The organism is Spiroplasma endosymbiont of Danaus chrysippus, from assembly GCF_902809815.1.
In the GTDB taxonomy this organism is placed as follows: Bacteria; Bacillota_I; Bacilli_A; order Mycoplasmatales; family VBWQ01; genus Spiroplasma_E.
This window is the reverse complement of the sequence record NZ_CADDIL010000006.1, coordinates 87,157-106,264: the sequence shown is the minus strand read 5'-3', so window position 1 is coordinate 106,264 and position 19,108 is coordinate 87,157. Positions and strand designations below refer to the sequence as shown.

16 protein-coding genes, 1 other RNA gene and 3 pseudogenes are annotated in these 19,108 nt (G+C 26.3%); 12 read left to right on the top strand and 8 right to left on the bottom strand.

Going from position 1 to position 19,108, the window contains the following annotated elements; translation table 4 throughout:
* Positions 1-45: 45 nt before the first annotated feature.
* Positions 46-1,206 carry an Mbov_0401 family ICE element transposase-like protein gene (locus SPIRDC1_RS08230; RefSeq protein ID WP_174481365.1) on the top strand — a complete coding sequence of 387 codons (1,161 nt, stop codon included), beginning with the start codon at positions 46-48 and terminating at the stop codon, positions 1,204-1,206.
* Positions 1,207-1,677: 471 nt separating this feature from the next.
* A complete protein-coding gene (locus tag SPIRDC1_RS08225) occupies positions 1,678-2,319 on the top strand; it encodes a PGDYG domain-containing protein (RefSeq protein ID WP_174481364.1) in 642 nt (213 codons plus the stop codon).
* A 56-nt stretch (positions 2,320-2,375) separates the two neighbouring features.
* Here SPIRDC1_RS08225 and SPIRDC1_RS08220 read toward each other — a convergent pair whose 3' ends face one another.
* From SPIRDC1_RS08220 to SPIRDC1_RS08190, 7 genes are all read right to left on the bottom strand, one after another.
* Positions 2,376-3,221 carry a hypothetical protein gene (locus SPIRDC1_RS08220; RefSeq protein WP_174481363.1) on the bottom strand — a complete coding sequence of 282 codons (846 nt, stop codon included), beginning with the start codon at positions 3,219-3,221 and terminating at the stop codon, positions 2,376-2,378.
* Positions 3,196-3,843: a nitroreductase family protein gene (locus SPIRDC1_RS08215; RefSeq protein WP_174481362.1), complete on the bottom strand. Its 648-nt coding sequence runs from the start codon at positions 3,841-3,843 to the stop codon at positions 3,196-3,198. Before SPIRDC1_RS08215 ends, SPIRDC1_RS08220 begins: the two co-directional genes overlap by 26 nt.
* A 102-nt stretch (positions 3,844-3,945) precedes the next feature.
* Positions 3,946-5,202, bottom strand: coding sequence for an elongation factor Tu (gene tuf / locus SPIRDC1_RS08210; RefSeq protein ID WP_174481361.1), 1,257 nt, complete (start codon positions 5,200-5,202; stop codon positions 3,946-3,948).
* Between the two features lie 103 nt (positions 5,203-5,305).
* Entirely contained in the window at positions 5,306-7,408 is a 2,103-nt protein-coding gene (fusA, locus tag SPIRDC1_RS08205; RefSeq protein WP_174481360.1) for an elongation factor G, read from the bottom strand.
* A gap of 15 nt (positions 7,409-7,423) precedes the next feature.
* Entirely contained in the window at positions 7,424-7,891 is a 468-nt protein-coding gene (rpsG, locus tag SPIRDC1_RS08200) for a 30S ribosomal protein S7 (RefSeq protein ID WP_174481359.1), read from the bottom strand.
* Between the two features lie 14 nt (positions 7,892-7,905).
* On the bottom strand, positions 7,906-8,325 hold the full coding sequence (gene rpsL, locus SPIRDC1_RS08195; protein WP_174481358.1) for a 30S ribosomal protein S12: 420 nt from the start codon (positions 8,323-8,325) through the stop codon (positions 7,906-7,908).
* A 186-nt stretch (positions 8,326-8,511) separates the two neighbouring features.
* A complete protein-coding gene (locus SPIRDC1_RS08190; RefSeq protein ID WP_174481357.1) occupies positions 8,512-9,447 on the bottom strand; it encodes a spiralin repeat-containing protein in 936 nt (311 codons plus the stop codon).
* A 255-nt stretch (positions 9,448-9,702) separates the two neighbouring features.
* Here SPIRDC1_RS08190 and SPIRDC1_RS08185 point away from each other — a divergent pair, with 255 nt between their 5' ends.
* Entirely contained in the window at positions 9,703-9,984 is a 282-nt protein-coding gene (locus SPIRDC1_RS08185; protein WP_174481356.1) for an HU family DNA-binding protein, read from the top strand.
* A 181-nt stretch (positions 9,985-10,165) separates the two neighbouring features.
* Here the strand turns inward: SPIRDC1_RS08185 and SPIRDC1_RS08180 are convergent, their stop codons facing one another.
* Positions 10,166-11,779 (bottom strand): MATE family efflux transporter, encoded by a 1,614-nt coding sequence (locus tag SPIRDC1_RS08180; RefSeq protein WP_174481355.1) that lies wholly within the window; start codon positions 11,777-11,779, stop codon positions 10,166-10,168.
* A 521-nt stretch (positions 11,780-12,300) separates the two neighbouring features.
* Between SPIRDC1_RS08180 and SPIRDC1_RS08175 the strand changes: the two genes are divergently transcribed.
* From SPIRDC1_RS08175 to SPIRDC1_RS08140, 9 genes and pseudogenes are all read left to right on the top strand, one after another.
* Positions 12,301-13,296, top strand: coding sequence for an IS3 family transposase (locus SPIRDC1_RS08175; protein ID WP_174481354.1), 996 nt, complete (start codon positions 12,301-12,303; stop codon positions 13,294-13,296).
* A 144-nt stretch (positions 13,297-13,440) separates the two neighbouring features.
* A pseudogene (locus SPIRDC1_RS08170) lies at positions 13,441-13,698 on the top strand (transposase); the annotation flags it as partial.
* A 2-nt stretch (positions 13,699-13,700) separates the two neighbouring features.
* Positions 13,701-14,353: pseudogene (locus SPIRDC1_RS08165) on the top strand (toprim domain-containing protein); the annotation flags it as partial.
* A gap of 1 nt (position 14,354) precedes the next feature.
* Positions 14,355-14,686, top strand: a pseudogene (locus tag SPIRDC1_RS10100) (DNA topoisomerase IV subunit B); the annotation flags it as partial.
* 31 nt (positions 14,687-14,717) lie between these two features.
* Positions 14,718-17,207: a DNA gyrase subunit A gene (gene gyrA / locus SPIRDC1_RS08155; RefSeq protein ID WP_174481353.1), complete on the top strand. Its 2,490-nt coding sequence runs from the start codon at positions 14,718-14,720 to the stop codon at positions 17,205-17,207.
* Between the two features lie 16 nt (positions 17,208-17,223).
* Positions 17,224-17,901, top strand: coding sequence for a serine--tRNA ligase (locus SPIRDC1_RS10095; RefSeq protein WP_233215015.1), 678 nt, complete (start codon positions 17,224-17,226; stop codon positions 17,899-17,901).
* 14 nt (positions 17,902-17,915) lie between these two features.
* On the top strand, positions 17,916-18,512 hold the full coding sequence (serS, locus tag SPIRDC1_RS10090) for a serine--tRNA ligase (RefSeq protein ID WP_368668569.1): 597 nt from the start codon (positions 17,916-17,918) through the stop codon (positions 18,510-18,512).
* 15 nt (positions 18,513-18,527) lie between these two features.
* Positions 18,528-18,622, top strand: an RNA gene (gene ffs / locus SPIRDC1_RS08145) — signal recognition particle sRNA small type.
* A 24-nt stretch (positions 18,623-18,646) separates the two neighbouring features.
* Entirely contained in the window at positions 18,647-19,099 is a 453-nt protein-coding gene (locus SPIRDC1_RS08140; protein ID WP_174481352.1) for a nucleoside deaminase, read from the top strand.
* Positions 19,100-19,108: the final 9 nt, after the last annotated feature.

Here is a 19,108-nt window from a genome sequence, read left to right as displayed (position 1 = left end):
TATATAAGTTAAAATTAAATTATTTAAAAGAAAGGAAAATTAAAAATGATAAAATTACCATTTCCTAATCATTTTGATTGAGACAAACACGATTTTAATCAAGATGAATTAAGTTTAAAACAAACAGAAGAATTATTTGCAAAAATAGATGATTATTTATGAAGTATATGTGATAAATTTGAATATAAATCATATAGATTTAGAAAAAGAAAATTAAAAGCAAAAAAAGGTTTATTAACTTATAAACGACGTATTTGTACACATTATAACCCAAAAACACAAAAAAAGGAATTTGTTTCATTGTTAGATAATTATCTTGGTGTTAAAAAATATAGTAAACTTGCACCAAATGTTATTAAACAAATTTTAAAATATTTTGCTGATGATAAAAAGTATCGTGATGTTTGTGATACTTTTATTGAAGATTTAATAAGTAATAGTACAGTTTGTAGAACATATCAAAAATTTGAATTACCAAAAGTTAATATTCCTAAAATTGTATTACAACCAAATCAAACATTATATATAAATATTGATGATGGACATAGAAAATTTAAATTTAATGAAAAACACAATACTAAAAATTGTAAAAAATGTTCTATGAGATTAATAGTATTTTGTACTGGTAAAAAGAAAAATGGAAAATTAATTAATAAAAGAGCTGCATGTCAAATAAGAGTATCAAAAACAGAAATTGGTGCTGAAAAAACTGCAAAATTAATTGAAAAATATGGTAATTTATTTTTTGAAAATTTTGACCAAGCAAATTTAATAGTTTGTGGAGATAGTGCAAAATGAATTAGAAAAACTGCTACAATTTTAAATGCAAAATTTATTTTAGATAAATTTCATGCTTTTCATGTTTTATTTCTTGGTATAATGGCTGGAAGAAGAAAAAATCAAATTGCTAAATTACACTATCAAAATGCAATAAATTTATTTGAAAAAGGTGAATATTATGAATTAATTGATTTTTTACAATCATTAACTTTAAAATATAAAAAATTAAAAGTTGGTTATTTTATTAATGCCAAAGATGGTGTATTAAACCAAGCATTAGTTGAAAATATTGGTTGTTTTACTGAAACTAATATTAAACAAATTTTAAAGCATATGATTGGTGATAGAACTTATAACATTGATATGTATACAAAAATGGTTAATTTTAAATGCTATCAAATAAATACAGCCATCCAGTTATTATAAGTTAAAACTTAAATTCAAAAAAACTAAAAATAAAAACAAAACTTATTAAAGATGCTTTAATAAGAATTTTTGATTTATAAAAGTAAGTATTATTGTTGACTAATATTTTTCAAGTGTTAAGATTAACATAGAATTGCATATTGAAGTCAAAATTATTCTCGTCTAACTTTATAATTTTAAGACAAATTTGAATATTATTGACAACATCGATACGCTCCCAAATTATATATAATAATTTAATTACAAAAATATTTTTAAAAAAGATAAAAAAATGATATTATTAATAATAATTTATTAAATGTTCATTAAATGTTCATTACTAATATAGATATTTTTATCTATATTAGTTTTTTTAATTTTATTAAATTATTTTAAAAAAATAAAGATAAATATTGAAATTTAAAATTTACTATATGTTTATTTTTAAAATAAAGTCTTTATTCAAAAAAACAAAAAAATGAAGGAGAAAATATGTTATTTAAAGAAAATACAGAAAATTCAAATGTTACATTTTGTATTAAAAACCCTACTGTAAAATATGAATTTCAATTACATCAAGATAATAATCCATTAGAAATTGAAACACTAGAAAAAGTAACAGTAACTTGTCATCGCGGTGATTATATTATTACAGCAGTTATTGGTGAACATTGAGTTGTTAACCAAAAAAAAATTAAAACTACTTATATTCCAGTTATTAATAATATAAGTAAGGGGGAACCTTGAGCAAATCCCGATTCTAAAATAAAAATAGTTAATCTTAATAAAGATAATAAAAGTGGAGAATTATCACTACCTTGGGGTCCAAATGGTACTAAAAAAGAAGTACAATATACTAAAGAAGATGTTTTAATTTGAGATGAAGATGGATATTGATATCCTTGCAAAAAATCAGTGTTTGAAAATACTTATTTAATTAGTCAATCTAAAACAGAACTTGAAGAACAATTTCAAAATTTACTTAAATTAACAAATAATGATGATAATTTAGAAACTCAAGATGTAAGTTCAAATAGTGAAACAAGATTGAATGTTAATGAAATTAATAATTTAATGCCTTTATCAACAAATACAACAATATATAATTCACAAACACCAAAAAATTTGAACTAAAAAAATAAAATGTAATAAAAAATATTAATTTAAATAATTAATATTTTTTATTTTTCTTAATATTTATCACAAAAAGTATAAAATAATGATAAGATTGCAGCGCCAATTAGAACATCATTTTGATTATGATTTGCTACTTGCGTAGTAAAACTAGGTAATAAACAAATATTATTAAAAAAATATTGATCAATAATTCTTCCAATATTATTATTTGTTAATGAAAATTGTTCTTTTAATATTTTACAATAATCATTATTATTTTTAATTAGTATTGAAGTTTTTTTAGTAGCACCAACATCAAGATGTAAACCTTTTTTATATAAAGGTAAATTTAAAACTTGATCATTATTTCAAATGTCATATAAATCAAAAATTTTATGTTTTTGAAAAAAATAACTAACTTTATTTTTAAATTTACTTTCATCATTATGATAACTCAAATAGTTTTTTAGCATTAATATCTCAGTTCTAGCACCAAGTAAAATCAAAGATTTAATGTTATATTTTAATAACTTATTAGTTAAAAATTTAAAAAACTGTTGCTGATGTTTAACAAGTTTTAAATCTTCATTTAAAATATTTGGTTGTGGAATAACAGTTTTAACGAACAAATGTAACTTTTTATTTTGTAAATTACTAACACTTAAATCTTCTTTTTTATTAATAATTAATAATGCAATTGAAAAAATTTTTTCAAAATCATGAGCATACGAATTGTTCTTTTTTTTATGTAATAAATTACGAAAAGTCTCAAAATCAAAAATAAGAATTGGATATTCAATCTTATCTAAAAATTTACCAATAACATTAATATTTAATTCAATATCTAAGTTATTTATTTTTAATTTTTCCATTGCAATACCTTTTCTAATACATTTATTTGATAAGCGTACTGATTTCACTAACTTCGTTTTTAATAATTTTAGTTTTTGATGGATAACCATAACCAGCAGACACTAAAATTGTAACATGATACTTATTAGGTTCAATAATCTTATTTGATTCTAAGTAAGTTAATAATTGTTGTTCATTAAAACCACCTAATACAACATTATCAATTTCATGAGCAGTTAATAATAATAAAAGATTTTGTAATAAAATAAAAGTTTGACATTGTGCCCAATGATTTATTTGTGTTTTTTTGTCATGATCAAAGAAATTATTAAATGTTGATTTATAAATTTCGTATTGTGGTTTTGTTAAATTACGTCTTTTCATAACAGTATCAACAAATCATTGATTACTAGTATTGAAATTTTCACCACTATAACTTAATAAAATAAATAAATGTGAACAAGTACTAACTTGTTGTTGATTATTTATGATTGGTTGCAATTGTGCTTTAATTTTAGAATTACTAATAACTAAAATTTTTCATGGTTCTAAACCATATGAAGATGGGGTATGACGCACATAGTTAAGAATATCGTTAATTTTACTATCACTAATAATTTTACTAGGATCATAATTACGAATTGATTTACGATTTAAAATTAGACTTTCCAGTTCTTTAACATAAGCCATTGATTTGTCATCTCTTTTCTATAAATTAATTTTACTACTAAAATATTTTTAATTAAAAATCTTTATTCTCAAAAGAGAATAAAGATTTTTAATTTAATGTGATTATTTAATAACTTCAGTAACTTGTCCAGCACCAACAGTTCTTCCACCTTCACGGATTGAGAATTGAGTACCTTTCTCAAGGGCAACTGGGTGAATTAATTCAACAGTAATAGTAACGTTATCACCTGGCATAATTAATTCTGATTTTTCACCTTTATTAATAAAGTCTCCCATACTTCCTGTAACATCAGTTGTACGGAAATAAAATTGTGGTCGATATCCTGGATTAAATGAAGTATGACGTCCACCTTCTTCTTTAGTTAGAATATAAACTTCACCTTTAAATTTAGTATGTGGAGTAACTGATCCTGGTTTAGCAATAACTTGTCCACGTTGAATATCTTCACGTTTAACTCCACGTAATAATACTCCAACGTTATCACCAGCTTGTGCTTCATCTAATAATTTTCTGAACATTTCAATACCAGTAACAACAACTTTTTTAAGACCTTTGTTAATACCAATAATATCAATTTCATCATTAACTTTTAAAGTTCCGCGTTCAATTCTTCCAGTAGCTACTGTTCCACGTCCAGTAATAGTGAAAACATCTTCAACAGCTAATAATACTGGTTTATCAACTTCTCTTTTTGGTGTTGGAATTCATTCATCCATTGCTGTTAATAATTCTTTAATTTTTTCTTCTCATTCTTTTTTACCATCTAATGCTCCTCTTGCAGAACCACGAATAATTGGTGTATCATCACCTTCAAATTCATACTTAGTTAGTAATTCACGAATTTCCATTTCAACAAGTTCTAATACGTCATCGTCTACACTTTCCATATCACACTTATTTAAGAATACAACAATTTTTTTAACTCCAACTTGACGTGCCAATAGAATGTGTTCACGTGTTTGTGGCATTGGACCATCAGTTGCAGAAACAACTAACATCGAACCATCCATTTGAGCTGCACCTGTAATCATATTTTTAATGTAGTCAGCATGACCTGGACAATCAACGTGTGCATAGTGACGAGTTGGTGTTTCATATTCAACGTGAGCTGTATTAATAGTAATACCACGTGCTTTTTCTTCTGGAGCAGCATCGATAGAAGCATAGTCCTTAAACATACCTTTATATCCATCTGCTTCATGTTTTGAACAATAACTAGTAATTGCAGCAGTTAATGTTGTTTTTCCATGGTCAACGTGACCAATTGTTCCAACATTAACGTGCGGTTTTGTACGTTCAAATTTTTGTTTTGGGCCTGTTGATACAGGCTTTGATTTTTTTACTTCTTTTTCTGCCATTTTTGTTTCCTCCTTGGAAATAATTAATACTTATTTTTATTTAATTAAATTAAACACTAAGATAATTTTAAAGTAAAGTTATTATACTTTCAATTAAATTATTTTATTTTTTAGTAATTCTTCCTTTTTGATATTTACCAGCAACTGCTTCAGCAACTGATTTTGGTGCTTCTTCATAGTGTGAAAAAGACATTGTATATGTTCCACGTCCTTGGGTCATTGAACGTAATTCAGTAGCATAACCAAACATTTCAGATAAAGGCACTTTAGCTTTAACAACTTTACTGTTACCACGCATTTCATCTGCTTCAATAGTACCTCTTTTACCAGAAATTTTACCAACAATAGAACCATAATATTCATCTGGAATAATAACTTCAACATTCATAATTGGTTCTAATAATACTGGTTTTAATAAATCTTTATTATCTTGTAAAGATTTAGAAGCTGCAATATTAAAGGCACGTTCTGAAGAGTCAACAGGGTGGAATGAACCATCATATAATGTTGCTTTAACGTCAATAACTGGATATCCAGCAATTAAACCATTAGCTAATGATTCAATTAATCCTTCTTGTACTGGTTTAATGTATTCACGTGGCACTTTACCACCAACAATTTTATCAACAAACTCAAATCCTTTATCTGGATTCGGTTCAAATTTAATAATAACATGTCCATATTGGCCGCGACCACCTGATTGATGAATATATTTACCCTCAGCGCGCTCACAAACTGCTTTAATTGTTTCACGATAAGCAACTTGTGGATTTCCAATGTTAGTTGCTACTTTAAATTCACGTTTTAAACGATCAGTTAAGATGTCTAAATGCAGTTCTCCCATTCCTGAAATAATTGTCTGTCCTGTTTCTTTGTCTGATGAAACACGGAATGTTGGATCTTCTTCTGCAAGTTTTTGTAAACCTAAACTCATTTTTTCTTGATCAGCTTTTGTTTTAGGTTCAAGCGCTAATGAAATAACTGGTTCTGGAAACACCATTTTTTCTAAAATAACTTCATGTTTTTCATCACATAATGTATCACCAGTAGTTGTATCTTTTAAGCCAACAATTGCAGCAATGTCACCAGCATAAACCTTTTTAATTTCGGTACGACTATTGGCATGCATTTGTAAAATTCGACCAACACGCTCTTTTTTTTCTTTAGTTGAGTTTAATACATAACTACCAGATTCTAATGTTCCCGAATATACTCTAAAAAAAGTTAATCTTCCAACAAAAGGGTCAGTCATGATTTTAAATGCCAACGCTGAGAAAGGTTCTTCATCACTAGAATGACGTTCTACTTCTTTTGATGAAACAGGTAATATTCCTTTAATTGCAGGTACATCTAATGGTGAAGGTAAGTAATCAATAACTGCATCTAACATTAATTTAACACCTTTATTTTTAAAGGCACTACCACATAATACTGGGAAAAACTCAGCAGCAATTGTTGCTTTACGAATTACTGTCTTAATTTCAGCAACCGTTACTTCTCCTTCAGCATATTTCATAAAGAAATCATCATCAAAGTGAGAAAGTGCTTCTAATAATTCCTCACGTCTACTTGCAATAATATCTTTAAGTTCTTCAGGAATTGCAATTTCTTTATAATCCTCATTTGGTTTACCATCAAAATGGTATGCTTTCATTTCAATTATATCAATAATTCCATCAAAAGCATCTTCTGCACCAATTGGTCATTGAATTGCATGAGCATTAGCACCAAGACGATCTTTTAATGTTTGAATTGAATGAGCAAAGTCAGCACCAATTTTATCCATTTTATTTGCAAAAACAATTCTTGGTACATTATAGCTAGTTGCTTGATTTCAAACAGTTTCAGTTTGTGGTTCAACTCCGGTTTGCGCATCTAATACAGCAACTGCTCCGTCTAAAACTCTTAATGAGCGTTCAACTTCAACAGTAAAATCAACGTGACCCGGAGTATCAATAATATTTATTCGATTATTTCTTCAAACAGCAGTTGTTGCAGCTGAAGTAATAGTAATACCACGTTCTTGTTCTTGTTCCATTCAGTCCATAGTTGCGGCACCTTCATGTACCTCACCAATTTTATGAATTTTACCAGTATGGTATAAAACTCTTTCTGTTGTTGTAGTTTTACCAGCATCAATATGAGCCATAATTCCAATATTTCTAGTATTTGCTAGTGAATATTCTCGACCTGATTTTTCTGCCATTTTCTCTCTCCTTTATTATCATTTATAGTGAGCAAAGGCTTTATTAGCTTCAGCCATACGATGAATTTCATCACGTTTTTTAATTGATGAACCATTACCAGTAGCAGCATCCATAATCTCAGCTGCAAGTTTATCTTGCATACTATTACCATATCTTGCTTGTGAATAAGAAACTAATCAACGAATTGCTAAAGTTATCTTACGAGTAGCACTAACTTCAATAGGAACTTGATAGTTTGCGCCACCAATTCTTCGAGTTTTAATTTCTAATTGTGGTGTAATATTAGCAATTGCCTTTTCAAATACTTCTAATGGTACTTGTTGGGTTTTTTCTCCAACAATTTTAAAAGAATTATAAACAATTTTTTGAGCTACACTTTTTTTACCATCAATCATAATGGCGTTAATTAATTGAGTAACAATTTTTGAATCATAAATTGGATCAGCAACTAATTCTCTTTTAATAGCTTGATTTTTACGCATTTAGTTTTACCTCCTTATTTCTTATATTTTGGTTTTTTAGTTCCGTATTTAGAACGACCTTGATTACGATTTACTACTCCGGCAGTATCAGAATACCCACGAATAACATGGTATCTAACTCCAGGTAAGTCTTTAACTCTCCCACCACGGATTCCAACAATAGCATGTTCTTGCAAATTATGACCTTCTCCAGAAATATAAGCAGTAACTTCCATACCGTTAGTTAAACGAGCACGAACAATTTTTCTTAAAGCTGAGTTAGGCTTTTTTGGTGTTCTTGTAGTAACTACAAGCGCTACACCTTTTTTTTGCGGACTGCTAATTGAAGAAGTTGTTTTTGTTAATGAATTATATGAAACATTTAACGCTGGTGATTTAGATTTGTATTTTTTATCTGTACGTCCTTTACGTAATAGTTGGTTCATTGTTGGCATTAATCGTTAGCCTCCTTTATGATTTTAAAGAATTAATTATATACACAATTCCTACTGTATCAAAATTTAGTCCAATAAGTATAATAGCAGTTTTTAATAGTAATAGTCAAATAAATTTTGAAAAATAATTAGAAAAAAATGACACAATTTAAATTATGTCATTTTAAATTAATATATATTAATTATTTATTCAATAGTATCTGTAAATGTAAATGTTCCTAAAATTTTATCACCTTGTGCTGTAACTGTAAATTTAACTTCACCAGCAACTTGTTTATCTTCTTTTTTCTTATCATTAGTTAAAGTAAAATCAGTACCTACACTAACATCTAATTTAGTTGTTTTTTTAATCGCTGCTGCAACTGCATCAGTAATTTCTTTATTAGTATTTAAATCACCAAAAGTTTTTTCACTATCTACTGCTGTTTTAAGATCATCAACTTTAACATCTTTAATATCTTGCTTAGCAACAGTTAAAGTATCTGTAAATGTAAATGTTCCTAAAATTTTATCACCTTGTGCTGTAACTGTAAATTTAACTTCACCAGCAACTTGTTTATCTTCTTTTTTCTTATCATTAGTTAAAGTAAAATCAGTACCTACACTAACATCTAATTTAGTTGTTTTTTTAATCGCTGCTGCAACTGCATCAGTAATTTCTTTATTAGTATTTAAATCACCAAAAGTTTTTTCACTATCTACTGCTGTTTTAAGATCATCAACTTTAACATCTTTAATATCTTGCTTAGCAACAGTTAAAGTATCTGTAAATGTAAATGTTCCTAAAATTTTATCACCTTGTGCTGTAACTGTAAATTTAACTTCACCAGCAACTTGTTTATCTTCTTTTTTCTTATCATTAGTTAAAGTAAAATCAGTACCTACACTAACATCTAATTTAGTTGTTTTTTTAATCGCTGCTGCAACTGCATCAGTAATTTCTTTATTAGTATTTAAATCACCAAAAGTTTTTTCACTATCTACTGCTGTTTTAAGATCATCAACTTTAACATCTTTAATATCTTGCTTAGCAGTTTGATCACCACAAGCTACAACTGAAGTAGTAGCTACTGTTGTTAGGGTTAATGCACCCATAAGTCTTAATAAATTTTTCATTTGCATATCTTAGTACCTCCGAAATAGTTATTTACTTATTTTTTGAATTTTAACATACAAAAAAATGAATGTAAAGATTTTTTTGCTTTGCACTTGTTAATTAACATATAAATTTATATGTTCAAATCTTATTTTTTTACTAGTCTTTGATTTTCATTAAATAAGGTTTCTTTAAAAAATGTTATATAATAATAAGTATCATTTAAGACATGTTTTTATAGCATACTTATGGTAATTGGTGAAGAAAGGGTTGAAAATTTTATGCAAAAAAGTCAGATAGCACGAGCTGTACAAAAAAAATTAGAATTATCAGAAAAAGAATACAAAGAAGTGTTAGAATTTATCTTAGATAAAATTGCTACTGCTTTAATTAAAGGAGAAAAAGTAACACTACGTAACTTTGGAACTTTTACTATTAAATACCGCAAAGCTCGACCGGGAGTAAATCCACAAAATTCAGAACCGATGGCTATTCCTAGAAAACGAGTAGTTAAATTTAATTCTTGTAAAGCATTAAAAAAGAGAGTTAATGAAGGTAAATAAATATTTTATTTTAGGAATGACTTCAATCAAATATAGATTGTATATTCATTCCTTTTAATTTGTAAAATTAGCAACCTTTTTTAATCTTAAATAATTAAAAAAATACTCTGTTTTAAATGAGTATTTTTTATTTTCTTCATATATTAATATTAAGATATATTTTTATAAATTACTTAATCTATTATATTTTTATTAAGTACTTTTTTTCTGATAAATTAGATATTTGCATTTTTTTATCTTTAGTTGTATGAATAAATGGTTTAGATTTTAAAAATGTATAAATTAATAATGGTAGTAATATAAAAGCAGCAAATAAATCAATAAAGCCAAGAAATAAATAAAAATAAAAACCATTATGAGAAACATGTGCAACATAATATCCTAAACTTAAACAAACAATTGGCATTATAATTGTTCGTTGTAAACTAGCAAATAATGACAATTTACCACGATTAATTGATTGATAGAAAATAACAGCAACATAATGTAGTGTAGCTAATGGATAAAAAGCAAACTGCATAATAATATAAACTTTAAAGAATCTTGCCATTTCTAAATCTACGCCAAAGAAATGCATCATATATTGTCCTGCTATTACTACTAATAATACTGAACCAATTAGCAACAATAAAAGTAATAAAGTTAAACGTCACATCAATTGTCAAACACGACTAAAGTCCTTTGAACCATAAACATAGCCAATTAATGCTCTTGCTCCCTGCGTAATTCCAATAATAGGTGCATTAATTAAAATTAACCAAGGCATAATACCACCATATAATTGAACAAAAACCGGAATACCAGTACTTCCTCCACCATGATAGTCTGGAGGTGGCAATGTATTTAAAATTTTAGTAGTAACCATTGCCAAAATACTTTGGGCAATATTTTGTAATAAAGAAGTTGCACCAATTAATAAAATGCCCGTTACTATTACTCATTTAAGTTTTAAGTGTGCTACTTTAAATCTTAAATTATCGGCACTATATCAAATAATACGTATTGAAAATAAATTAATGCTTGCTCAAGCAATAATAGTTGCATATGCAGTGCCTTCCATTCCTAATTTACCAGGAATAACAAAAATAAAATCTAAAGATATATTTACTAAACAAGCTGCAACATTAATTAAAATTGTTCATAACATCATTCCTTCACTACGTAACAATGAAACTAAAAAATAAGTAAAAAAAAGTAATGGTGTAGCAAGAATTAAAATTTGTGAAAATCTAACTGCTTCTTTAATTATTATTTCCCTAATTACTGGATTACTTCCAGCATCACTTCCGGCTTGAAATTCAATAATACTCTGACAACTAAAATACATAATGATCATAAGAACAATAGAAACTAAAAAAGATAATAAAAATCCATTTCCTAAATATTCTGACATTTGTTCTCTTTTATTTTGACCATATGCAATTGAAAACTTAATACCTGTTCCAGTTGCAACCATTAAAGCAAAGGAAACCATCATTGAAGAAGGAACAACAGCATAAGTAGTAGCAATATTAATAATTTTTAATGCTTGTTCAGCAGTTATCATTATTCCTGAATTTTGATAATTATTATAACGATCAATAATACTTTGTCCACCTCATTGTGTAGCAATTCATTTATCAAAAATTTGATAAGTAGAAAAAATAATTACAGCAATTAAAGGTGGTGTGACCATAATAAAGATTGCTTTTCATGGATTTGCCGTGCTAAAAATAGCTTGTCTTTTCAACTTGTTTATTGAATTTCTTTCTGTTCGTTTATTGAAAGTAACTTTAACAAGATTTTCTTTTTCCATAATATTATCCTTTCTAACAAAATTAATCTAATTAATATTATATTTTATAAAAGTTCATAACTAAAATATCTATTGCTGTCACAAATAAAAAACATGTTTAGTATTTTAAAAAATGTTAAAAGAAAAAAATTAAAATATAAATTTTTATAAAAAATATAATTACATTATAAACTAATAATAAATAAATATTTAAAAATAATCTCTTTAATTTATTTTTATTTAAAAACTATCATTACTTCCAATTGAAAAAACAATTGGTATTTTATTAGTTTTTCACTTAGTTCCTGTATGAAAATCAGGAGTAATAATAACATAAACCATACCAACTTGTTGATAATAGTTATTAATTACATGTTTAGCAAATTTATCACTAAAATATTGAATTGTGAAATTACCAGTTAAAGAATCACTCTTGCTACTTGCTACTTGCTACTTAGCCCTTTTTACTAGACCATTAATTTAAAAAAAACTTGAATGTATTCGAAAAACAATTGTGTTATACAATTAACACTAATTTTGACATGAAAGGATTTTTAATAATGGATAAAATTAAACAAATAGCATTAGTAATTAACAAGTTAAATATCAAACAAAAAATTCAAATTATTGATGATAGCAAAAACCAATATTCAATTAGATATCTTTGCCAACATCTTCAACTAAACCGATCAACATATTATTTTGTAAAAAACAAACAAAACCCTATTAAAAAAGAAAAAAATCAAATTAGTAATTGTACACATAAATATCAAGAATTATGCCAACTTTTACTTGAATTTCATTTTACAAGAAAAGGACAAATTTATGGCTATTTACGAATTTTTTCAGCATTTAAAGAATGATTAAAACAATACAAACATATTATTTTAAATCTAGAATTATCAACAAAACAAATGCGAAAAATTATGAAAGATCACAATCTTCAAGGATTAAAACAAACTAAAAATAACTATCCTAAAAACAAAAAAAATCCAAATAAGTGAATACCTACAATGGATAAAGTAAACAAAGATTATAAAAGTACAACCTCTTCAAATCAAATTTGATCAATGGACACTAAACAAATAAATACTAAAGAAGGTTGATTATATCTTTTTGTAATTATTGATTTTTATTCAAATAATATTGTAAGCTATAATACATGTTCAAACAAATCCTATCAAGATTTAATTCTTCCTGCACTTGAAAAAATAAATCAACAATTCTCTTGAAACCAAGTAAAAAACGTTATTTTACACTCAAATAACGCCAACGAATTTTATTGTCAAGACATCACAAATTGAGCTGCTGATAAGCAAATAATTTTAAGCAAAAAACAACCTTATGATATTGGTGGCAATGTAATATCTGAAAACTGATTTTCTCATTTATCTCAAGAATGACTACCTAAAGGTTCAAATCAATATTTTTCTCTCAATGAAGCTATAAATGATGTAAACCAATATATTATGTTTTATAATTACGAAAGAATACATTCTAAATTTCTAAAACCACCAATTTCACAAATAAAAATTTAAAACTGTCTATCCAAAAGTGGTCCAGTATTTAGGGCTAACCACCGTTTTTAAAGAGGGAGGCTTATATAAAGAATTAACTAAACGATTGGTAGAAAAAATGTTGAATTATTAAAATTAGTATTAAACGCAGGTGGTGAAATAAATATGCAAAATAATTTAGGACACGAAAGAAATCAACGCAGTAATAATGACAATGTTCGTAATGGTACAACATCAAAAAAATTAATAACTCAACAAGGTAAAATTGAAATTGATGTACCAAGAGATCGCAATAGTAATTTTGAACCAGTAATAATCACAAAAATACAGAGAAGATTTGATGGTTTTGATCAACAAGTTCTTTCACTATATGCAAAAGGTATGACTTTATCAGATATTAGAATGCAGTTGCAAGAGTTATATTTGGTGATGATGTTAAAGAAGGAATTTTAGCAATTATTTCAGTTCAACATCCTAATCCACAATATGAAGGGCAAACTAAAACAAAACTTGGTAATTCTGAAGTTAGAAAAATTGTTTCTAATGTAACTTTCTAATTTACCTGGTAAATTAGCAGATTGTTCTTCTAAAGATCCAACTAAAACAGAAGTTTTTCTTGTCGAAGGTGAGTCAGCTGGTGGCACTGCAAAGTTGGGAAGAAGTAGAGAAATTCAAGCAATTTTACCATTAAGAGGGAAAATAATTAATGTTGAAAAAGCACGACTTTTAAAAGTTTTTTCTGACGAAGAAATAAATAATCTTATTATTTCCTTTGGTTGTGGTGTTGGTAAAGAATTTAATATTACTAAATTACGTTATCATAAAATTATTATTATGACTGATGCTGATGTTGACGGTTCACATATTAAAACATTATTATTAACATTTTTTTATCGTTACATGCGTCCCTTAATTGATGCTGGTTATATATATATAGCTCAGCCTCCTTTATATAAATTTTATAGTGGTAAATTTGTTAAATATGCATATAATGATCAAGAATTGCAAGAAATTAAAGATAATTTTAATGGAACTAATTTTAACATTCAACGTTATAAAGGTTTAGGAGAAATGAATGNGTGTTATATATATAGCTCAGCCTCCTTTATATAAATTTTATAGTGGTAAATTTGTTAAATATGCATATAATGATCAAGAATTGCAAGAAATTAAAGATAATTTTAATGGAACTAATTTTAACATTCAACGTTATAAAGGTTTAGGAGAAATGAATGCCACACAATTATGAGAAACAACTATGGATCCACAACATAGAATTTTATTACAAGTAAGTATTGATGATGCTTCAGAAGCAGATGAAACTTTTTCAATATTGATGGGGAAAGATGTATTTCCACGAAAAGAATTTATTCAAGAAAATGCTAAATATGTAAAAAACATTGATGCTTAAAAGTTAATAAAATAAAATTAGGAGTTTATATATGAGCGAAATAACTAAAAAAAATGAAACATTTATTTCTAATAAATATGTTCGTAATATATCTGATGAAATGAGAACTAGTTTTTTAGAATATTCAATGTCAGTTATTGTTTCAAGAGCTTTACCAGATGCAAGAGATGGATTGAAACCAGTACATCGTCGAATTTTATATTCTTTAGCAATTTTAGGTATGACATATGATAAACCTTATAAAAAAGCAGCACGTATTGTTGGAGAATGTATTGGAAAATTTCATCCTCATGGTGATATTGCAGTTTATGAAACAATGGTAAGAATGGCACAAGAATTTAATTATCGTTATCCTTTAGCTGATGGCCAAGGTAATTTTGGTTCAATTGATGGTGATAGTGCTGCTGCTATGAGATATACTGAAGTTAGAATGAGTAAAATGGCAGGAGAGTTGGTTAAAGATTTAAATAAAAATACAGTTACTTTTGTTGAAAATTATGATGGTGCTGAAAAAGAACCTAGTGTTTTACCAGCTTATTTTCCTAATTTATTAGTTAATGGAACAACAGGTATTGCTGTTGGAATGGCAACAAGTATTCCACCACATAACTTAAGAGAAATAGTTGATGCAATTATTTTTGTAGCTCACAATCCTGATTGTGATATTATGGAAATATTAGATATTGTTAAAGGACCTGATTTTCCTACAGGTGCAATGATTTTAGGCGTAAATTCATTTAAAAGTGCTTATTTAAATGGAAGATCAACAATAACAGTTCGTAGTAAAACTAAAGTTGAAAAATTATCAAATGGTAAACCTGCAATTATTGTTGAAGAAATACCTTATCAAACTAATAAAACTAATTTAATAAATAATATAGTTAAAGCAGTTCAAGAAAAAAAAGTAAATTATATAACTGATTTGCGAGATGAATCTAATCGTGAAGGAATAAGATTAGTATTAGAAATTAAAAATATTGATTATGCTGAACTTATTTTAAATCAACTATATAAATTTACTTCATTACAAACAACATTCACAATAAATTTATTAGCATTACATAATAAACAACCTAAAGTAATGAATTTAAAAGAAATGATTGAAATTTATATTGAACATCAAATTGAAATTATTCTTAATAAATCTAATTTTGAATTAAAAAAATATGAACATCAATATCATATTATTTTTGGTCTTGTTAAAGCATTACAAAATATTGATGAAATTATTAAAATAATTAAGGAATCAAAGAAAACAGAAGAAGCATTAACTAATTTACAGAATAAATTTGAATTTTCTGAAAAACAAGCTAAAGCTATTTTAGAAATGAAACTGCAACGTTTAACAGATTTAGAACAAGAAAAATTAAATAATGAATTATCATTTATTAATGAAGAAATTATTCGATTAAGAACTTTAATTAATGAACCTTCTAAGCAAATAGAATTAATGATTTCTCAGTTAACAACAATTAAAGAAAATTATGGTGATGATAGAAGAACCGAAATTATTGAAAATTATGAAGGTGAAATTATTGATGAAGCTTTAATTAAAGAAGAACAGGTGGTTATAACGCTTTCAAAAAGTGGTTATATTAAACGTTTACCTTTAGATACATATAGAACTCAACATCGTGGTGGTGTTGGTGTTAAAGGTGCTGGTGGCACTGATATTAATACTGATGATATTGATAAAGTTTTAATTACTTCAACTCATTCTGATTTGTTAATATTTAGTAATAAAGGCAAAGTTTATCGAATTCGTGCTCATAAGGTACCAAATTATTCAAGAACAGCTAAAGGAACACCAATTGTTAATTTAATAGCAACAGAAAAAAATGAGACTATTAAAACAATAATTGCTATATCAGAAGATTATGATATAAATGCTAATTTATTTTTTGTTACTAAAAAAGGAATTATTAAACGTTCAACTTTAGATCAATTTAAATCTATTTACCAAAATGGTAAGATAGCTATTAAATTGCGTTCAAATGATCAATTAGTAGATGTTCTGAAAACTACAGGTAATAATGAAATAATTATTGCTGTGGCTAATGGACGAGCAGTTAGAATCAATGAAAATCAAGTTAGAGTAATGTCAAGAATAGCCAGCGGAGTAAAAGGAATAGATACAAAAGGTACTCATGTAATTGGAATGTGCTCTAATCAAGATGGTGATTTAGTTATCTCTATTAGTGACAAAGGTTATGGAAAAATATCACGATTTGAAGAATATCGTTTAGCAAATCGTGGTGGTAAGGGTGTAATTTCAATGAAATTAGCTCAAAAAACAGGAAAATTAATTGGTATAAATTCAATAAATAACACTAATAATAGTAATGATTTATTAATTATTACTTTAAAAGGTACAGTTATTAGATTTTCTTTAGAAGATATAAGAACTACAAGCAGAAATACTATAGGTATTAAATTAATTAGATTTAAAACAGAAGATGATGCAATTTCTTCAATTGTAACAATCCCAATCACTAAAGAAAAAACTATTTTTATTGATTAATTTAAGAGGTGCTAAAATGATTGATATAGAAAAAATACGTAATAATTTGGAAAAAACTATTAATAAAATAGAAACAAGGGGCCAAAGTTATAAAAATGAAATAAATAAAATTTTTAATTTAGATTTAGAAATAAGAACTTTAAAAACAAAAAATCAAAAATTAGAAGAAACAAGAAATAAGCAATCTAAACAAATTGGTGAATTATTAAAAAATAAAAAAAATGATCAAATAAAAAAAATTAAAGATGATATGATTATTTTAAAAGAAAAAATTATAAAAAATAATTTAAAAATTGTAGATTTAGAAGATAAAATATATGAATTACAGTTAGTAATTCCTAATATACCACATTTTTCAGTTCCACAAGGAAACGATGAAACTAATAATCAAGAAGTTAGAAAATGAGGGAAAATTATTAAAAAAAATAGTAAACCACACTGAGAAATTGCTGAAAAGTTAAATATAATTGATTTTTCAAAAGTAACTAAATTAAGTGGTACTAGATTTATTATGTATAAAAATAAAGGTGCTTTATTACTTAGAGCATTAATGAATTTTATGATTGATTCTCATTTAAAAAATGGTTATTCTGAATTTTTACCACCATTAATTATTAATAAAGAAAACTTATTTGGTACAGGGCAACTTCCTAAATTTAAAGATGATTTATTTCAATTAAATAATGAACAGTAAATAATGAACAGTATTTAATTCCAACAGCAGAAGTTCCTTTAACAAATATTTATCGTAATGAAATTATTAATTTTTCTGAATTACCAATAAAAATGTGTGCTTATACACCATGTTTTCGTTCAGAAGTGGGTTCTGCTGGTAGAGATACAAGAGGAATAATTAGATTACATCAATTTAATAAAGTAGAATTAGTTCAAATTGTTGAGCCTGAAAAATCTTATGATGCCCTTGAAGAGTTAACTAATAATGCTGAATTAATTTTACAAAAATTAGATATTCCTTATAGAGTTATTAATTTATGTAGTGGTGATATTGGTTTTAGTGCTGCTAAAACTTATGATTTAGAATTATGATTACCTTCTCAAATGTGTTATCGTGAAGTTTCTTCATGTAGTAATTGTGAAGATTTTCAAGCAAGAAGAATGGAAACTAGAGTTAGTCAAGATAATAAGAAAGTAATTCCACATACACTAAATGGATCGGGATTAGCTATTGATCGAGTTGTTGCAGCAATTTTAGAAAATTTTTATGTTGAAGAAGATAATGTTGTAAATATACCTATTGTTTTACAACCTTATATGAATAAATTAAAAAAAATGTATTTTTTATAAAAAAATTGTTATAATTAATAATGCCACTGCAACAATTACATTCGAACCGGGTCAGGACCGAAAGGTAGCAGCCATAAGGATTAGGATTGTGTGCGGTGGTTTTATTTTGAAAAATAAAAAAGAGGTTTCTTTAAATGAAAAAACAAAATTACATGGAAATTGCCTTAAAGCTTGCTAAAAAAGCTGCTATTAATGGTGATGTTCCAATTGGTGCAATTATTGTTGATGAAAATGATAATATTATTGGTAGAGGATTTAACAAAAAGGAAAAAGATAAAGATCCAACTCAACATGCGGAAATTATTGCAATAAAAAAAGCATGTAAAAAAATTAATAATTGACGTTTGTTAAATTGTACTATTTATACAACATTAGAACCATGTTTAATGTGTGTAGGGGCTTTGTTACAAACAAGAATAAAACATATTGTTTTTGCTTTAAAAGATAGTAAGTTTGGATGCGTTGAATCACTCTATAATTTAACATTAGATAAAAGATTTAATCATCGTAGTGAATATACTTATTCTTTAAACTTAGATAGTAAAGAAATGTTACAAAGTTTTTTTGGAAAAATTCGTAATTTATAATAATTGTTT